Source organism: Mucilaginibacter ximonensis (assembly GCF_042686265.1).
Lineage (GTDB): Bacteria > Bacteroidota > Bacteroidia > Sphingobacteriales > Sphingobacteriaceae > Mucilaginibacter > Mucilaginibacter ximonensis.
Genome location: NZ_JBHUPD010000004.1, coordinates 408,374 through 426,793 on the forward strand (window position 1 = coordinate 408,374; position 18,420 = coordinate 426,793).

The following is an 18,420-nucleotide window of genomic DNA, read 5'->3' on the forward strand; positions in this document are numbered from 1 at the left end:
TTTAATCTGCAGCACAATAACGTCTACATAAAAATTGACGCTACAAATCTAACATAACAGCCGAAATTTGAACGAATGTAAAAGTTAAAAAGTGTTAAACTGAAAATAAACGATGCCCGCAAGCAGTATAAAATACAGGCTTTCATAAAACCAACGCACGCCGGCATATAAAAAATAATAAGCGAAATATATACTGAGCGGTACTACGCACAGCAAAAAATGTGTCAAAGAAAATTGAGCTTTTACGTAGAATGATAAACCTGTTATCAAAAACACAACAAACAGCAACTGGAACGATTTACGTATCTGCACATAGCTTCTGAAAAAGACCTGCTGTATACGTACGGCGCCTAAAACAAATATCAGTACAACAGGTATGAGTATGAGATAATTGTAGCTGGTAATGCTTACGTGAGTAGGAAATTTAGAAGCCAATGGTGTCCAGATATCTGAAAACTCAGGCAATTTATCGCGCAGGTAATAGATTACCGCCAAAAAGAAAAAAACTGTGGCGTAACCCATGATACCAATGATCCACTCGCGCCAGTAAAACGGTCTGAAGAGCAGCAGCGCTGCCCATATTGACAGAAATAAATAAATGAATGGGAAATAAATCAAGGAACCAACGGCGACAATCATTCCTAAATCATAAGTTATGGATTTCGCATCGTCGCCTTTATAAAGGTCGAAGAGTTTATAGAGCATCCATATCAACAAAAAATTACAAACCAGCGGTGGGCTCAGCACTAAAAATGGCGTGAACAGCCCCGACAGCGTTACATACATCAATGCCGGTAAAAAACTGGGCTTACCCAACAGGCCGAACTGATTGGTTAAACGGTTAACCAGCAGGGCTTGTCCAAAAACCAGCAAGGCAGCCAGAGTAATATTTACCAAAGGCGGAAAATCATAATGATAAGCCTTAGGCGCAAGCATACGCGCGAAAGGCTCGAGATACGTAAAATCAATCTTGGCAGGGGCGTTATAAACATAGCCCACACGCAGTAAAAACAATAATATGCCCAGCCACAAAATATTTAACGGGTTGTAGGTCCTGAACAAATTTATCATGTGGCAATATTAGCAGAAAAAGAGGACAAGTTAAAAGCCTCCTCTAAATCTCCTGCCCGGCAGGGCACACTTTTTATTGTAATATTTAAAAAAGACCTTCCCTGCCGTGGAGGGTTTGGGTGGGACCAATCACCGTGCGTAGCGCTTAACCATATTGTGCACCACCTCGGCTGTTTCATCCGGAAAGTCAACCCATACCCTATCCTCACTTTTGATCCAGGTATTAACGCGTCTCACAAAACCAGCGTCGATATGCTGTACCACGGGTACACCCATGCGCGAAGCTGCCAGCGCATTGCATTGCTGCTCATATTGCCCTGACATAGGTATCATCATCACCTTCTTTTGCAAAAACAGCGCTTCAGCCGGCCCCTCAAAACCACCTCCGGTAAGCAAACCGTCACAACTGGCCAGGCTAACATTAAATCCTTCATTGTTTACCGGGATTACTTGCACATTGCCATCAGTATAACCCGTTTTTTGGCGTTTAGAGAAGATATGCCATTGCACATCTGTCTGCTTGAGCAGCGCTGTTAGCTTTTTGTCGTCGTAAGCGGGTAGATATACGGTATAATGCCCCAGGTTACTAGTATGCATATCGCGTATCTCGCTCCTGATGACGGGGGTGTGTATAAAATCATCATATCGCTCAAAATGGAATCCGACATGATGCGTAGTGGGCGAATAATGGTTCAATATTGCCGGCCCGTAATTAAACCATCCGGCTTTTGGTCGCGGTGTTTTAGGTGACACAAACGCACATTGATGACTCAGTGAAACCGAAGGCATGCGCTGCAATTTACAGGCCCAGGCACTAACGGGCTCAAAATCATTAATGATCAGATTGTATTCTTTTAATGGCAGATGGTGCATATCGCGCCACATTTGCGGCAGGTTCATGAGCTTATAAGTTGCCCATTTATCCACCCCGCCCCTGGTACCAAAAACAAAGCTTAAACCATGAAACTTGTATTTGACGGGTTGAGTAAGCGTTACCTCAGCCTCAGTGCCGCTTACCAGTAAATCAAGCTCGCCATACTTTTGCAGCAACGGCACAATCTCCCGCGCACGGCTTATGTGCCCGTTGCCCGTTCCTTGTATGGCATAAAGTATCTTCATCAGGTATTGTGGTACAGACAAAGATATTATTTGCGTGAAAGAATTGCGTATTAAAACAAATAACTTGCAGAAAGGGCAAAGCCGGCGCTTTTTTCCTCGTTATCTATACTACCTTGTTCTGCATGCTGAAAATCAAAAGTATAATGCAGATTTATCCCAATATTTTTAAAAAAGCTATAGCCGACGCCTAGGTTGCCTCCAATTACTTGCTTACGATAACCATTGGTGGTGGTATAGCTTATATTTTGATTACCCCCACCACCTGCTAAAGTACCTTCTGTCTTTTGCGATAGTAAAAATGCTACCTGCGGGCCTGCCATAAAAGTCAGACCGGCCAAGGGCTTATAACCAATTAGCAGCGGCACATCCAGGTAATTATACCTGATTTTTAAATTAACATTGGCAATTTGGGTAGGTGAAAGATAAACCGGATAACTTAACGTGGCGCCCTTCTGCGTATATAACAACTGTGGTATAAATTCAAACTTACTGTCCAAATGTATAATGCCGTAAATGCCACCTTGAAACCCGGCACGATAACCATAAGTGTCGCCGGGGCCGTGCGAACCACTTTTGGTTGTGGCAAAACTCATTATATCGGCTCCGGATTTAATGCCAAGGTGCACTTTAGCATTTTGTGCATAACTGTGATTAATATGGAAAAGTATAGCTGAGCAAGCTAAGATACAGCTTAGTAGAAAGGTTTTCATGTTTGTTTCGCGACAGTATTTATCTTAATTAAACAAATAGCTTACCGTTAAAGCAAAGCCGCTGTTTCTTTCAGGACTGTGCAAATCATAGCCGCCATCGGCCACGCCGGGGGAATATATATGCTGAAAATCATACATATAATTAAGACCAAGCATAAAATCGGGATTAATGGCGACAGCCATACCTAAATTACCACCATAACTAACCTTTCTGTATCCAGAGGTGTTAGAGCTTGAACTTTCGGTATTGCCGTAATTTACTGTTGTTTTTTGTGACACCAAAAATGAAAGCTGCGGTCCAAGTGTAAAGGTAAGGTCAGGTCGGGGCTTAAATCCTACCAAAAAAGGCACATCGATATAATCCATCGAAATTTTGTAATCAGCTCCCGATACAATATCTCCAACAATATATGATTTAGTTGCTTTAGCCCCTTTTTGCGAATAAAACAATTCAGGCATAAAATCAAACTTGTCGCTGAATACAAAAGGTAAAACACCCACAACACCAGCCTGAAAACCGGGACGATAAGAATAATTGCGAACGCCTCTTGCGGCATCGTTATAAGAGCCTAAAGTAGTCACATTCAAGCCACCTTTAATGCCCCAACGTGCTTTGGTACTTTGAGCAAAAGATTGATTAATACTGGCTAATATGGAAGCGCAAGCCAACGCGCATGACAGGACAAGGTTTTTCATTTTTAGGTTTATTGGTTTATACCTCGCAATATAATCATTGATCGAATAAAACCAATAAAAAGAGATGAAATTACGACTGCTCCTGCCTGAACCTTTCCAGCAATAAATTTACGTCCATCTTAGCGTCCAGGTCTTCTGTATCGGTATGGTCGTCGTCCTCTTCGTTTTCTTTTTTGAAATCTTCGGGGTTGTATTTAAAGATGTTCCAATTACCCTGGTTGTACTCCAGGGCTGTAAGGCTTTCAACCCAGTCGCCGCTGTTCAAGTAAAGCACTTTGCCGGGTTTATCGGTAGCGATAATTTCGCGTATTTCGGCTTGGTGAATATGCCCGCAAATTACGTATTGATATTGCTTGTCGACAGCCAGATCGGCCGCGGTTTGCTCAAACTGATTGATAAATTTAACTGCATCCTTAAACCTGGCTTTAATCTTAGCCGAAAAGCTCATTTTTTGGCGCCCCATTGCGGTTAACAGCCAATTGGTGAAGCTATTTAGCAGTATTAAAGTATCATAACCAATGGCGCCCAGTTTAGCCAGCCATTTGGAGTGCTGCATGGTTACATCAAACACGTCGCCATGAAAAATCCAGGCTTTATTGCCATCAATATTTAATACCAGTTTGTTTAATAACTTGAATGAGCCGAGGTCAAAATCGGCAAACTTGCGCAGCATTTCATCATGGTTGCCCGTAAGGTAATAAACAGGAACGCCGTCAGTAATAAATTTCATAATGCGGCGCACCACCTTCATGTGCGCCTCTGGCCAGTAAGACTTACTAAACTGCCAAATATCGATAATATCACCATTAAGAATCAGCATTTTAGGCTTAATGCTTTTCAGATACTTCAATAATTCCTTAGCATGACAGCCATAGGTACCTAAATGCACATCAGAAATAATTACAATTTCAACTTCGCGCTTCGCCATGAAAATATTGGGGGATAATAATCTGGCCGGTAATTTTTACCGGAAAATTTAATTGGCATTTAGAAAGCAAACACTTAGTCTTCGCTTTCCTCTTCATTAACTGTAAGTTCGTATGGACTAAAGTAAAACACCCCTACCATTACCAGGAGCATTACCACAACGACATATGCATATTCAAATTGCATAACTTAAATTTTAGCAAAGTTCAGATTATCAGATTATTTTAACATTAAGACTCTGTTAAATGTAAAAGGTTTCATCAACCCTCAAATTTATTTTTTATTCGCTCAATTTGTTTAAGATGATGCTTTAAATGAATGAGGGCAAACTTGAACCATTGCTTACCATTAAGCATGCCCAGGATTGCGTGGTTAATTTTGTGTATGCCGGTTTCATCGGCCAGGCGCGGTGCAATAACCTCAATGCGGTGGCGACATTTAATGATCAGGTTGCGGGCCTCTTCTTTACTGATCTTGCTGACGTTCATTTTTGAAGCTACTGACGCCGGAGTTTTAACCTTTACCGGAAACATGCGAAAAAACAGAACAAAACGCCCCATCCAGTTCAAACCCTTGCGCGTAGTATCGCAGGTACCGTTGACACAACGTTCAACAGCAATAGATGCCCCGAGTGTAGATTGCAGTACATGCGCATAAACTTCGGCTATTGACCAGCCGCCTGCTTCAGGTGTTTGGGCAAATTGCTCGTCTGTCAACCTATCTAACAAGTCGCGATAAGTATCCAGTGTTTGATCGATGGCACGGCGTTCTTCGGCTATTTTCACGGTTAATATTTGGTTATAACAGTAAAGTTAGTTCTTTCAGATCACTAATCTGCACCTTTACCTCATCGGGCTTGGGTGCGTTAAACGGATTAAAATAAATGGCATCCATACCGTAGTTCAGCGCACCCAAAACATCCGCTTCAAGGCTATCGCCAATCATTACACTTTGCTCCCTGGTAGTGCCGGCCAGGTTAATCGCATGTTCAAATATCGCAGCATCGGGTTTGTTAACGCCTACCAGTTCAGAAATCACAATATGTGTAAAATATTTACCCAGCCCCGAGCCGCTGATCTTAATATCCTGCGATTCTTTGAATCCGTTAGATATTAAATGCAATTGATATTTTCCTTGCAGATACACTAATGTTTCATGCGCATTGGGAAAAAGGTTTGTTTTGGTAGGACACAGCTGTACATAAGCATCCTCAAACCCTTGGGGAATGACATCAGGTTCAACACCCAAATCCAAAAAAGTTTGTTTAAAACGCGCCTCGCGCAATGCCTGTTTGGTAATGTTACCCAGGTGGTATTCGCGCCACAGCCGATGATTATTTTCGGTGTAAGTTTCAATAAAAACATCTGCCGATTTAAGCCCGATATCGTTCAAGCGGTGCGTTACAAATAGTTCGTGCAGCGCCTCTTCAGCATTTTTATCAAAATCCCAGATAGTATGATCAAGGTCGAAAAAGATATGTTGGTACTTGCTCATGGTTTGAGCAAAGTTAAGGTTTTATTATTGGCGGGGCGACTCACCCGGTCATAGCTTCGCTCAACCACCCGCTCTTCGCCTGCGGCGTAAAGAGGGTAAAAAATATTCAACTTCAAATAACGAGATATTTCATACACAAAAACCCTCTTTACCGCTTGCGGAAGCGAGGGTCGACAATGGGAACGATGCTGGGGTGAATTCCCGCGCGCTTTAACAATTATCTGAATGAATAAGATATACTCCCTTCCTGACTCATTGGGGCGCGGCGGCTTTTGTTAAATTTCATGTCGCGCACAGCATCTACAACTTTGCGTACAAAACTTTTATTCATTACGGTGGTATGAAGGCCGTCGGCCTCTGCCCAGGTAACGTTGCCCTTACGGTCCATTTTAAAATTTACGGTTACGGTGCCGTAGGCGTGACCCAGTTTATTAACACGCGCTTGCATGGTAATGCTGCGTCCGCGGGGAATATGTACGCTTTCGCGTTTAGGTAGTTTGTCGGCAAATACGCTTAAGCTGCCGGTAACCAGCAGCACAGTAAGCAATTGGGTGAGTGTTTTTTTCATGGCGATGTTATGTTATACCCTATAACTCACCGCCAATAAGATTGTTTATTGATTTTTGCAAAATACACCTGATGATATCCAGAAGTGTACTTCCTGTTAGTACGGATTTGTAATCCGGACCTCATATTATGGGAATTTGCAATCCCCTTCCTGCACTTAGCGGATTACAAATCCGCAACCATCAAGACCGGATTACAAATCCGGACTAACATATAAACATATCAAAATCCGAAATCGAACATTTGAATTCGAAAATCTCCTAAACCTTCTCTCCAAATGCCAAATCGCCGGCATCGCCCAGGCCCGGTACGATATAAGATTTACTGGTCATCTCCTCGTCAACTGCGCAAACCCATATCTTAGCTTTTGGCAGGTTGGCTCGCACATGCGTAATCCCCTCCGTACTTGCAATTACTGAGGCAATATGCAGATTATCTATTTTATAAGTCGCCATGAGTTCTTTACACACATCGACAATACTTTGCCCCGTAGCCAACATTGTATCGCACAAAATAAACGTCTTGCCGTCAAGGTTGGGGGTTGAGATATGATCGATACGGATGGTGAAAGCGCCAGAGCGTTTGGTTTTACGGCAAGCGGTGATAAAAGCCGACTCCGCATCTTCAAAATAATTTAAAAAACCCTGATGAAAGGGCAATCCTGCGCGTAATATCGTCCCCAGCACCGGCGTTTCTATGGGGAGTTTGAGTGCACAAATACCTAACGGTGTTTGCACCTCCGCGTCGGCGTACTTAAACGACTTGCTGATCTCGTAAGCTAATATTTCGCCAAGTTTTTCCTGATTGCGTCTAAAACGCGTCTTGTCCTGCTGCACAGCGCTATCGCGCATCTGCGCTAAAAAACTATTGGCAATTGTGTTGGTTTTATTGAGCACAAAGAGCATAGGGGGTAAAGATTAGGGATTAGAGATTGGTTTTAGCTTTTACTTGGTTATAACGTAAATTTAATTATTCCTTATATAAAACCTAATCTCTGATCAACTAATCGCTAGTTAATTAAACCTGCTGACATAGGGCTGTCACAGCCGGTTTTTTACTTTGCCGAACATTAGATAGTCATAATCGTTTAATACTAATTACTAATCTCTAATCTCCAGCCTCTAATCACTACTTTTGTAAAGATGGATTTTAAATTAACCTCTCAATATAAACCCACCGGCGACCAGCCTGAGGCCATACGCCAACTGGTTGAAGGTGTAAACAACGGCGATAATTACCAGACATTACTGGGCGTTACAGGCTCAGGCAAAACGTTTACAGTGGCCAACGTCATTTACCAGACACAAAAGCCTACGCTTATATTGAGCCACAATAAAACGCTGGCCGCGCAGCTGTATGGCGAGTTCAAACAGTTTTTTCCTGAAAACGCCGTAAACTACTTCGTGTCGTATTACGACTATTACCAGCCGGAAGCTTTTATCCCGACTACCAATACTTATATCGAAAAAGACCTGCAGATCAACGACGAGATTGAGAAGCTGCGCTTGCGCACCACCTCTGCTTTAATGAGCGGCCGCAGGGACGTTATCGTGGTGTCGTCCATATCCTGTATTTACGGTATGGGTAATCCTGAAGATTTTGCCAACTCAGTATTTAAGTTTGCCGTTGGAACGCGTATTAGCCGCAACGCCTTTTTACATCGGTTGGTAGAGATTTTGTATTCGCGCACCACCGCTGATTTTAAACGCGGCACGTTCCGGGTTAAAGGCGATACCGTAGATATCTTTCCGGCTTATATGGACCACGCTTACCGTATTTCATTTTTTGGCGATGATATTGAAGAGCTAAGTACCTTTGACATACAAACAGGCAAAACGCTGGAAAAAATGACGCACATGGTGCTTTATCCAGCCAACCTGTATGTGGCGCCGCGCGACAGATTTACCCAATCTATCTGGGCTATTCAGGAGGAACTGGAAACCCGCAAAAAGCAATTTATTGATGATGGCCGTTACCTGGAAGCGAAGCGATTGGAAGAAAGGGTTAATTACGACCTGGAGATGATTCGCGAGTTGGGGTATTGCTCGGGCATTGAGAACTACTCACGCTTTTTTGACGGGCGGCAGCCGGGTGCCCGCCCCTTCTGTCTGCTGGATTATTTTCCGGATGATTACCTGATGGTTATTGACGAGAGCCATGTAACTGTTCCGCAGATACGGGCCATGTATGGCGGCGACCGTTCGCGTAAGATCTCGTTGGTTGATTATGGCTTCCGCCTGCCGGCGGCTTTGGATAACCGGCCGCTCAATTTTATGGAATTTGAAAAACTGGCGCCGCAAACCATTTATGTTAGCGCTACGCCCGGCGATTTTGAATTGGAAAAATCTGACGGTGTGGTAGTTGAACAGGTAATACGCCCTACCGGCTTGTTAGACCCCGTAATTGAAATACGCCCGGTAATTAACCAGGTAGATGATTTACTGGACGAAGTTGATAAAACGGTAAAAATGGGCGACCGCGTTTTGGTGACCACACTGACCAAACGTATGGCCGAAGAACTGGCCAAATACATGGACCGCCTGGGTATTAAATGCCGCTACATCCACTCAGAAGTAAAAACACTGCAGCGTGTCGAAATTTTACGCGACCTGCGTTTAGGCGTTTTTGATGTACTGATTGGTATAAACCTGCTGCGCGAAGGTCTTGACCTTCCGGAAGTGTCACTTGTTGCTATTTTGGATGCAGATAAAGAGGGTTTTCTGCGTAGTGAGCGCTCCTTAATTCAAACTATTGGCCGCGCTGCCCGGAATGACAGGGGCCGGGTAATTATGTATGCCGACAAGGTTACCGACTCAATGGATATCACCATAACAGAAACATCGCGTCGCCGCGAAAAACAGATCAAATACAACGAAGAGCACGGCATCACACCAATGACCGTTGGCAAAACCAAAGCAGAGATTATTGAGCAAACCTCGGTTGTTGATTTCCAGGGCGGTGTGCAGAAGGCTTACGTAGAAGAGGAAACCCTTACCCTGGCCGCCGACCCGATAGTGCAATACATGTCAAAAACGGATTTAAAAAAATCCATCGACAATACGAAAAAAGATATGCTTGCCGCTGCCAAGGACATGGATTTCCTGCGCGCCGCGAAGCTGCGCGACGAAATGTTTGCCCTGGAGAAAATGATGGAAGAAAAGTTTTCGTAGGGGATAATGCTCCCCCAATTGTCATGCTGAACTTGTTTCAGCATCCCACAAGCTGAGTAAACGCTTATATGCATGATGGGATGCCGAAACAAGTTCGGCATGACGACATTAACTCCACTCATTAAATTGACACTCCACTGATGTAACAAGCTTAGCGGTAAGCTGTCTTACCATAAACGTGCAAATCATAAGCAAACAATTTTGACGTTATTATAATTATATTTGCAGTCGCTTTAACAGCAAAACCAAAGTAAATGGAAGAGTTAATTCGTTTTTTATTCATCACTATCGCCATACTTTACATTGTACGGGCGATTTTACGTTGGGCCATTCCCGCCCTTTTTCAAAGTGTAGTAAACAAAGCGCAACAACAATATAACAATCAGGCTAATTATCAGCAAAACCGCCAACAGCAGCCTTCCGGGCGTGTTACGGTTGAATATATTCCTGAGAAAAAAGAAAAAAAGACCCATTTTTCTGATAAAGCCGGCGATTTTGTTGACTATGAAGAAGTAAAATAAATGGCATTTGAACCCAGGAGAGAGCTTTTTACCCGCAGGCCCCGACACAACAAAACACCAAAATATGTTTTGCTGATCATAGCCAACTACGTGGTTTGCTGTGCACTCTTTACGCTCGACGTTAAGTTAAACTGGTTCTTTTTTACCGCTATTGGCTTTTTAGTTATCTATAACTATTTCAACATCCGCAGAAATATTGAAGAGTTTACCCGACAAGTCATTATTGCCTATGGTATTAGTTTGCTCGGGCTAATATTATTATTTGTCCTGGCACGTAACCAGACTTTATAAATCCTTCCAAATAACTTCCTATTGTCGGGCAATTTTCTATTTTTGGGCAATAATATATTATCCAAATTTAAAAGAGCTTAGATGAGTAACTGGTTTAAGCGCAATGGCATTCATTTTGCCATCGGCGGAATTTTTTTAGTGATATGCTTTCTGTACTTAACCCCTGCTTTCCAGGGCAAGGTACTGGGTCAGGGCGACGTGCTAGGTGCCAAATCAACCACCACCGAGATAGATGCCTATAAAGCCAAAGACACCACCATACTTTGGACCAACCAGATATTTGGTGGTATGCCTGCATTCCAGTTATGGGCTCCTTACAAAGCCAATATAACTACGCATGTTATTCACGTAATAGATACCATATTCCCGAACCCAATCGATACTTTGTTATTGTTTTTGTTTGGCACCTATTTTCTGTTTATCGTACTGAAACTTAATCCGTGGCTTGCTGCAGCAGGCGCGGTGGCGTTTACGTTTTCGTCCTACAATATCATCTTGCTGGCCGCCGGGCATAGTAACCAGGCTTTTGCCATATCTTATTTTGCGCCATTATTAGGTGGCATATTACTGGCCATAAGAGGCCAGCGAATTTTGGGCGCAGCCATTACGGCGCTCTTTTTATCGTTAGAAATAAGAGCCAACCACGTGCAGATGACCTATTACTTAATGTTTGCTATCATCATCCTGGCGTGCATTGAGTTATACCATGCTATTAAAAACAAAACACTTAATGAGTATCTGAAATCACTGGCCTACCTGGGCGGCGCCATCGCAATTGCCTTGTTGGTAAATGCGTCTATACTCTGGAGCACCTATGATTATGGTAAAGACACCATCCGCGGGCAATCAAACCTTAAGCAAAACACTGCTGAGCCAAGCACAGGTTTAGCTAAAGATTATGCGTACCAGTGGAGCCAGGGCGTTACAGAGTGCTTTACTTTCCTGGTACCAAATGCTTACGGCGGCGGCTCAGGCACTGAGCACCTGGACCAAAACTCGGCAACTGTTAAAGTTTTCACTGATGCCCAACAACCCGAAGATCGTGCCATTGGCATTGCCAACCAAATAGCCTCGGGTAGTGAGCAAATTGGCATGCATGGCCTTGGAACTTACTGGGGTAATAAATCTTTCACCAGCGGTCCGTTTTATTTTGGTGCTGTAATTTGCTTCTTATTTGTATTCGGGTTACTTATAGTAAAAAGCCGTTTAAAATGGTGGATACTGGCGACAGTGTTATTAACTATGTTGCTGTCATTTGGCGGCAACTGGCCTTACCTGTCAGATCTGTTCTTCAACTATTTCCCTTTATATAATAAATTCAGGGTGGTTGAATCGATACTCGCCGTCGCCGGCCTTTGTTTCCCTATTTTGGCGCTGCTTGCGCTGAAAGAAATGATTGATGCGCCCGACAGAAAAGAAATTACTAAAAAGCTGAAGCTATCATTATACATTGTAGGCGGTTTACTTTTAGTATTAATTGTAGTGCCTGAATTATTACTGAGTTTCAGATCGACCGGGCAGGCAGACAGTGTAGCCAATCTTACCCAATCCTTACAAAACGACGCTAAATTAGCTCAGGCCGTTTCGGCGGCGATTGTTCAGGATCGTATCAGTCTTGAAAAGGCTGATGCTGTACGTTCATTAATATTTGTTGTAGTTGCATTTGGTTTACTGTTTGCTTTCGTCAATAAAAAAGTTAATGTTACCATCTTGTCGCTTGGTGTATTGGTATTGGTTTTGGTTGATATGTGGCAAATAGACAAACGCTATTTAAATGCCGACAACTTTGCTGATAAACAGGAATCTATAACACCTCAGCCACGAGAGGTAGATCAGTTTATTGCGCGGGATACCGACCCGGATTTTAAAGTATTTGACACTAGTGCGCCATTATTATACGACACGCATAATCCGTTTTTCCATAAATCATTTGGTGGCTACTCGGCCGCGAGATTAAAACGTTACCAGGAAATTGTTGACAATCAGTTTACCAAAAGCGTCAATCATGATGTACTGGATATGATGAACGTGAAATACATCATTACTGCCGATCCTAAAACCCAGAACCTTACCATGCAGGCTAACAACACTGCTTGCGGCCACGCCTGGTTTATACAAAAAGTTAAGTTTGCCAAAGATGCCGATGAAGAAATGCAAGCCATAAGCAGCTTTAACCCTAAAGAAGAGGCTATCATTGATCAGCAATACAAACCGATGATTGATCAGAAAGAAGCATATCTGGATACCAACGCCACGATTAAGCTGGTGAATTACAACCCCGATCATATGACTTATGAATCAAGTTCGGCAGGCTCACAGATAGCGGTATTTTCTGAGGTATACTATAATCGCGGCTGGAAAATGTATATAGACGGAAAAGAAACACCATATTTCCGCGCTGATTATATTTTACGCGCCGCGCAGATACCGTTGGGTAATCATAAGATAGAATTTATATTCCACCCAACATCCTACTATACCGGCGAAACCCTTTCAATGGTGGGGTCAATCCTATTGGTATTATCGTTGGGCTTTGCAGGATATGTCGAAAACAAAAAGAAAACGCCGCCTACTAAGGCAGCATAGCTAATACCCAATAAGAAAGGCGATCTGAAAATAGGTCGCCTTTCTTATTTCAATCATTTGTTCTTCTATTCTTCAACCAATAGAAACCTAAATTGAGCGCAATTATTGTGTGATTAAAAATTGTTGGTATCAGGCCGTAGTATCGCTTCATGATATCAAAGCGCTCCATCAAACTTTGGCGATGCTTGTGCTTAGACATCCCTCCCACCTTATATTTAGCCACATATTGATGTACGTTAACAATAGTCTTAGCTTTTTTAGCAGCACGTAATATCCAGTCGATATCGGCACTGAGCTGATATTTCGGGTCGTAGGGTTCAACCAGCGAGCGTTTAATATAAATGGCCTGGTGGCTGATGCTCATGCCATATTTAAAATTGCGCCAGGTAAAGTTTTCGGGAGCCTTATGACGGCGTTGGCCCAGACTTTCGTTATTAGCGCCGATCATTTCTGTTTCGCCGTAATAGATATCAGCATCAGGAGTACTGGCAAAAACTTGGGCAACTGTTTCGGGCGAGTAAAACTCGTCGGCCGAGTTCATGAAAATGACGTAATCGCCGGTGGCTAATGCGAGGCCCTTATTCATGGCGTCGTAAATGCCTTTATCCGGCTCGCTCACCAAACTGGCTATTTTATCTTTATATTTTTCAATGATTTGTAACGTACCATCCGTTGAAGCGCCGTCAATAACAATATATTCCATATTCGGGTACGTCTGATTAATCACCGAAAGCATTGTACGCTCAATATCAGTCGCGTTATTATAAACCACGGTGATGACACTCAATATGGGCTGTCCGGCTTTCATTTGATCAATAACGATTGATATACATTAATATATTGCTCGGCTATTTTTTCATAGGTATAATCGTCCAACACCTTTTGGCGTGCATTGGCTGATAGTTGTTTAATGTCGCCATTTAACACCTCTGCTAAACCTTTAGCCATATCGGCCCGATCTTTTAACGTGGCCAGATACCCATTATGTTGATGATCGATCATCTCGGGTATTCCTCCGGTTTTAAAAGCTACCACGGGTGTCCCACAAGCCATCGCTTCCATGACGGTATTGGGCAGATTATCTTCCAGCGACGGCGTCACAAAAACATCCGCCAGGCTATAAACCTCAGCCAGCTCATCCTGCGAGGTAATAAGATTTAACTCATATACTTTAAAGGGTAACTGGCTTACATCAAAATGTTTATTCTTACCAAAAATCACCATTTCTACGGGTTCGCTGGTGTACCGTTCCTTCAGGAGCTTCAACGCTTCCAATAAATAAATTAGCCCTTTACGCCTGTCGTTAATATTAGCAGCACCAAACAAAATGATTTTAGCTTGTGGATCAATCCCTCGCTTTTGCCTTGCCGCTATTTTATCTTTTGGCGAATAGATATTGATATCAATCGGATTAGGTATGGCTTCGATCCTGAAATCTTTAATCAGCGAACTTCTTTTGGCCTCGCCGGCCAGCCATTTGCTACAGGTTACAAAAGTAACATTCGGTGCCCCGGCAAATAGCGCGGCTTTGCGAAGCCAGCCTTTGTGCGAGATATCATTATCACCGGCATCGCGCAAAAAAGGGCAGTTACCGCATTGTTTCAAAAAACCCTCACAGTAGCCTGCATAATGGCAGCCGCCAGTGAAGGCCCACATGTCGTGCAGCGTCCATACTACAGGCTTGCCGGTATTTACAAGTGCTTTCAAATCGGTAATGGAAAGGAAGCCCGAGTTTGTCCAATGTAAGTGGATAATATCTGCTTCTTTAATCAGCCGATGCTCTCTGATATTGACACCTGCATCGGCTGTCGAAAAAGCAAAGTTGACTGTTTTATCCTTTGCATGGAATAGCATGAAGGGTATACGCTCGCGCAGAAAATTCAGGTTGGCGATAAACCGGGTGAATCGATTTACGGCAATGCCTTGAACCAGCTCATCATGAGTTTTTTTATATTGAACCAGTAACCTTGCATCCGCTTTTTGCGACACCAGCGCTTTCAGCAACCTCAAGCAAGCGGCGGGGGCGCCGCCTCCGGCATCGGATGTATTGATGAGGGTTACTTTCATTAGCACAATTATACTAATAATGCTGATAGCTATAGTATCCCGAAAATTTTTACTTTTGAGTATTAATCTATAACAACCCGGTACCAAAACACATGAGTTACTTATTTCAGGATTGGCAGGCAAATCGTCGCAATTTTAAGGGGCAACTGGTGTTGTTTATGTTCAGGCTGGCATCGCTCATTAACCGGTCGATGGTAGCTAAAGTGGTATTTTATCCTTATTTGCTTTGGTACCGCTATGTGGTTGAATGGGTTTGGGGAATTGAGATACCGCGCAAAACCCAGATCGGCAAAGGACTTTCCTTGTATCACGGCACAGCTTTGGTAATTAACCAAGGAGTTGTTTTTGGCGATAACTGTACTTTGCGCAACAGCGTAACCATAGGCCACAAAAAACTGGCCGACGGCACTTTTAGCCGCTGCCCGCGATTGGGAAACAATGTAGACGTCGGCGCCAACGTGGTCATTATCGGTGACATTGAAATCGGCGATAATGTGATTATCGGTGCAGGTTCAGTAGTAACTAAAAGCATACCGGCTAACAATACGGTAGTGGGCAATCCGGCAAGGATACTGGAGAAAAAAGAGACTTTATAATATCGATGAATTTAACTGATCGTTCTTTTTGGAAAGCATTTTGGGAATCAAGACTGGGGCTGATATTTAATATTAAGCGCGATTATGTTTTCGGTAATATCCTGGGCAAATTAAAGGCCGACAACGGCTATAAAACGGCCATTGAGCTGGGGGGCTTCCCGGGTTACTATGCCATCTACCTGAAAAAATACGAGAATATGGATACCACCCTGTTCGACTATTTCATTCACCCCGGACTGATCAATCAGTTATTAGAGGCTAATGGACTAAAACAAGGCGACGTCAACATCATTGAAGCTGACTTATTTGAATACAAGCCCACGCAACAGTACGATATCGTGTCCTCATTTGGACTTATAGAACACTTTAAAGACACCAAAGCTATCATACAAACGCACTTACCTTTTCTTGAAGAAAACGGTACGCTATTTATAACCCTGCCTAACTTTAAAAGCATCAATGGTTGGGTGCAACGCACCTTCGACCGCGAGAATTACGACAAACACTACATTGAATGCATGGACCCTGCCCTGCTGTCCGGTATTTTTAATGAGCTGGGGTTGAAAGAGGTTGAATCATACTATCACGGCAAGTTTTCCATGTGGCTGGAGAATAAAGGCACACAATCAGCCTTTGCAAAAGCTTTTGTTAAAACTTTATGGTTTACCGGTAAGGTGATCACCAGGATTGCGCCTTTTGAGAGTAAGGCATTGTCGCCTTATATTGTGGTGAAGGGGAAGAAATAAGAAAACCTTTAGCCGCCTTGTCATCCTGAGCATCGCGAAGGATCTTATAGAAGCGATAAGCAAGGGCGCATAAGATTCTTCGCGATGCTCAGAATGACAAACCACTGATTTATAACGCTTTCTTAGCTGCTCCCTTAGCCCGCCATTGCTTAAACAACCGCAAGCCGCGTTGCACCAGTGAACCTTTACGCTTTTTCAGGAAATTGCGGATGGCTATGTGCGCCTGCTCATTTTCTTTGATCTCTGCAGGGAAATATTTGATAGGTTTTTGTGCGATGTCAACGCCGTACATATGCTCAATGTTGGAATGCACTCCCGTACCGTCATGACCGATGTTATGCACCAGTGAGTGGGCCGGATTAAGTGATAATCCGTCTTTTAGAAATATTGACGCATACCAGCGTATTGCCCATGAATTATTTCGGCCGGCTTTAAACTCCTCCATCTGGCGCCAAAAATTCATGGTGTATTCAACCGAAAAATTAAAACGTTTCTCAACGTCAAACTGCTTCATCAGCACGTCAATATCCGGTTCAAAGTTTTTCCAGGCGCGCGCCCAGGTGGCCCAGCCCCAACTGGTTGCTATACGGTAAAAGAAGGTCTCAGGCAGATTTTTATCCTCTAAAGGATACATATAGGCGCCAATATGCATCACCCTATCATCGGCCAGGTATTTATCTAACGATTCGTTAAAGTATTCCAAAGTATAGGGTGACGTAATCATGTCATCCTCAAAAACAATGATCTTACCAAATTCGCTCACCAGCTGGCTTACGCCCATGATAATAGAATTAGCCAAACCCAGGTTATCCCTGCGGGCAATTACTTTAACTGATTTGAAACCACTTACCTCATTAGCCAGTGCGCGTACCTGTTCAACTTTTTCTTTGTCGGCGTCTGTTTTTGGGCCGTCGCAAAAAATATAAAGCTTACTCTCGGCAGCTAGTACATTTTTTTGCAATGAAGCAATCGTCCGCCGCATGTGGTCGGGGCGGTTATACACAAATAAAGCTATAGGGGCCAGGTTTTGCATATCGTTTAAAATATATCGGGTTTGTGTTCAGCTTTTTTACACAGAACGGTATAATAGTTGGCAAATTTTTCTTCAAGTTTTTTCCCGAAGACAGAAGCTGCCAGTTTTTTTACATTGTGCTCTAAGTCGATCTTAAAACTGCTCAAAAAATTTTCAGTTTTTTTTAAGGTTTTAAAGGTATAAAACTTGGTTACCTCGGGCGCTATGGTATCGGTCAGGTCTTTTACCACCTCAAAGCCTTCCGTCAATAACAAGTAACGCAACGAAGTCGGTGTATACATATTGATATGTCCGTAAGCCAGGAAGTGCTTAATGCGCGAATCAACACCGGCCCGGTAATCGCGCGGCACCTCGATCAATACCATTTTGGCTACACGCTTTAGTTCGCGCAGCAGCATACGTTCGTGCTCTACATGTTCCAATACGTGCGTCAGGATGATAAGGTCCATGCTGTCATCGCCGAAAGGCAAATGATAGCCATCAAACTCCTGCACCGATTTTATGCTTGAGATATTACGCTCTTTTATACGCTCCACACCACTTGCTGAAAGCTCTACCGCATGCAGTTCGGTCGCAAAATTTCTGTCAGCCAGCAACTTTAATATCACACCATCGCCTGCGCCAACTTCAAGCACTTTGTTGAAAGTGTAGCCTTTACAAACTTCTAAAATGTGCTCAACTTTATATTTGGCACCCAGCATACGCCAGGTTTCATCATTATTTTCATAATAACTGTCGTAAGCCGTTTTTAAGTTGCCGCTGCTGTTAACTTCCTGCATTTTGGGTTTTATGGTGATTTTTTTGTGACGACAAAATTAATATATAA

At 43.2% G+C, this 18,420-nt stretch carries 19 protein-coding genes; 6 read left to right on the plus strand and 13 right to left on the minus strand.

Going from position 1 to position 18,420, the window contains the following annotated elements; translation table 11 throughout:
- Window positions 1–84: 84 nt before the first annotated feature.
- The 9 genes from ACFS5N_RS18850 to upp form a co-directional block, all read right to left on the minus strand.
- Entirely contained in the window at window positions 85–1,071 is a 987-nt protein-coding gene (locus tag ACFS5N_RS18850; protein WP_377189444.1) for a beta-carotene 15,15'-monooxygenase, read from the minus strand.
- Between the two features lie 129 nt (window positions 1,072–1,200).
- A complete protein-coding gene (locus ACFS5N_RS18855; RefSeq protein ID WP_377189447.1) occupies window positions 1,201–2,190 on the minus strand; it encodes a glycosyltransferase family protein in 990 nt (329 codons plus the stop codon).
- A gap of 50 nt (window positions 2,191–2,240) precedes the next feature.
- The gene (locus ACFS5N_RS18860) at window positions 2,241–2,900 is read right to left on the minus strand and encodes a porin family protein (protein ID WP_377189450.1); all 660 of its coding nucleotides are present in this window, start codon (window positions 2,898–2,900) and stop codon (window positions 2,241–2,243) included.
- Window positions 2,901–2,924: 24 nt separating this feature from the next.
- Window positions 2,925–3,596 carry a porin family protein gene (locus ACFS5N_RS18865; RefSeq protein ID WP_377189453.1) on the minus strand — a complete coding sequence of 224 codons (672 nt, stop codon included), beginning with the start codon at window positions 3,594–3,596 and terminating at the stop codon, window positions 2,925–2,927.
- Between the two features lie 70 nt (window positions 3,597–3,666).
- Window positions 3,667–4,524 (minus strand): UDP-2,3-diacylglucosamine diphosphatase, encoded by an 858-nt coding sequence (locus tag ACFS5N_RS18870; RefSeq protein ID WP_377189456.1) that lies wholly within the window; start codon window positions 4,522–4,524, stop codon window positions 3,667–3,669.
- 259 nt (window positions 4,525–4,783) lie between these two features.
- The gene (locus tag ACFS5N_RS18875; protein WP_377189459.1) at window positions 4,784–5,308 is read right to left on the minus strand and encodes a DinB family protein; all 525 of its coding nucleotides are present in this window, start codon (window positions 5,306–5,308) and stop codon (window positions 4,784–4,786) included.
- Window positions 5,309–5,321: 13 nt separating this feature from the next.
- Entirely contained in the window at window positions 5,322–6,017 is a 696-nt protein-coding gene (locus ACFS5N_RS18880) for a YjjG family noncanonical pyrimidine nucleotidase (RefSeq protein WP_377189462.1), read from the minus strand.
- 217 nt (window positions 6,018–6,234) lie between these two features.
- A complete protein-coding gene (locus ACFS5N_RS18885; protein WP_377189465.1) occupies window positions 6,235–6,585 on the minus strand; it encodes a hypothetical protein in 351 nt (116 codons plus the stop codon).
- Window positions 6,586–6,844: 259 nt separating this feature from the next.
- The gene (gene upp / locus ACFS5N_RS18890) at window positions 6,845–7,489 is read right to left on the minus strand and encodes a uracil phosphoribosyltransferase (RefSeq protein WP_377189468.1); all 645 of its coding nucleotides are present in this window, start codon (window positions 7,487–7,489) and stop codon (window positions 6,845–6,847) included.
- 237 nt (window positions 7,490–7,726) lie between these two features.
- Here upp and uvrB point away from each other — a divergent pair, with 237 nt between their 5' ends.
- From uvrB to ACFS5N_RS18910, 4 genes are all read left to right on the plus strand, one after another.
- Window positions 7,727–9,754, plus strand: a complete 2,028-nt coding sequence (gene uvrB / locus ACFS5N_RS18895; protein ID WP_377189471.1) for an excinuclease ABC subunit UvrB — start codon at window positions 7,727–7,729, stop codon at window positions 9,752–9,754.
- Window positions 9,755–10,008: 254 nt separating this feature from the next.
- On the plus strand, window positions 10,009–10,275 hold the full coding sequence (locus ACFS5N_RS18900; RefSeq protein ID WP_377189474.1) for a DUF4834 family protein: 267 nt from the start codon (window positions 10,009–10,011) through the stop codon (window positions 10,273–10,275).
- On the plus strand, window positions 10,276–10,566 hold the full coding sequence (locus ACFS5N_RS18905; RefSeq protein ID WP_377189477.1) for a hypothetical protein: 291 nt from the start codon (window positions 10,276–10,278) through the stop codon (window positions 10,564–10,566). It abuts the gene before it with no gap.
- Window positions 10,567–10,647: 81 nt separating this feature from the next.
- A complete protein-coding gene (locus ACFS5N_RS18910) occupies window positions 10,648–13,152 on the plus strand; it encodes a YfhO family protein (RefSeq protein ID WP_377189480.1) in 2,505 nt (834 codons plus the stop codon).
- 49 nt (window positions 13,153–13,201) lie between these two features.
- Here the strand turns inward: ACFS5N_RS18910 and ACFS5N_RS18915 are convergent, their stop codons facing one another.
- Together ACFS5N_RS18915 and ACFS5N_RS18920 are read right to left on the minus strand one after the other, a co-directional pair.
- Window positions 13,202–13,960, minus strand: a complete 759-nt coding sequence (locus ACFS5N_RS18915; RefSeq protein ID WP_377189483.1) for a glycosyltransferase family 2 protein — start codon at window positions 13,958–13,960, stop codon at window positions 13,202–13,204.
- Complete coding sequence (locus ACFS5N_RS18920) at window positions 13,957–15,219, minus strand: glycosyltransferase family 4 protein (RefSeq protein WP_377189486.1); 1,263 nt, start codon at window positions 15,217–15,219, stop codon at window positions 13,957–13,959. The genes ACFS5N_RS18915 and ACFS5N_RS18920 overlap by 4 nt, the downstream gene beginning before the upstream one ends.
- 92 nt (window positions 15,220–15,311) lie before the next feature.
- Between ACFS5N_RS18920 and ACFS5N_RS18925 the strand changes: the two genes are divergently transcribed.
- Together ACFS5N_RS18925 and ACFS5N_RS18930 are read left to right on the plus strand one after the other, a co-directional pair.
- Window positions 15,312–15,815 (plus strand): serine acetyltransferase, encoded by a 504-nt coding sequence (locus tag ACFS5N_RS18925; protein ID WP_377189489.1) that lies wholly within the window; start codon window positions 15,312–15,314, stop codon window positions 15,813–15,815.
- Between the two features lie 5 nt (window positions 15,816–15,820).
- Window positions 15,821–16,561, plus strand: coding sequence for a class I SAM-dependent methyltransferase (locus ACFS5N_RS18930; RefSeq protein WP_377189492.1), 741 nt, complete (start codon window positions 15,821–15,823; stop codon window positions 16,559–16,561).
- A gap of 109 nt (window positions 16,562–16,670) precedes the next feature.
- Here ACFS5N_RS18930 and ACFS5N_RS18935 read toward each other — a convergent pair whose 3' ends face one another.
- On the minus strand, window positions 16,671–17,594 hold the full coding sequence (locus ACFS5N_RS18935; protein WP_377189495.1) for a glycosyltransferase: 924 nt from the start codon (window positions 17,592–17,594) through the stop codon (window positions 16,671–16,673).
- Between the two features lie 5 nt (window positions 17,595–17,599).
- Window positions 17,600–18,373, minus strand: a complete 774-nt coding sequence (locus ACFS5N_RS18940; RefSeq protein WP_377189498.1) for a class I SAM-dependent methyltransferase — start codon at window positions 18,371–18,373, stop codon at window positions 17,600–17,602.
- Window positions 18,374–18,420: the final 47 nt, after the last annotated feature.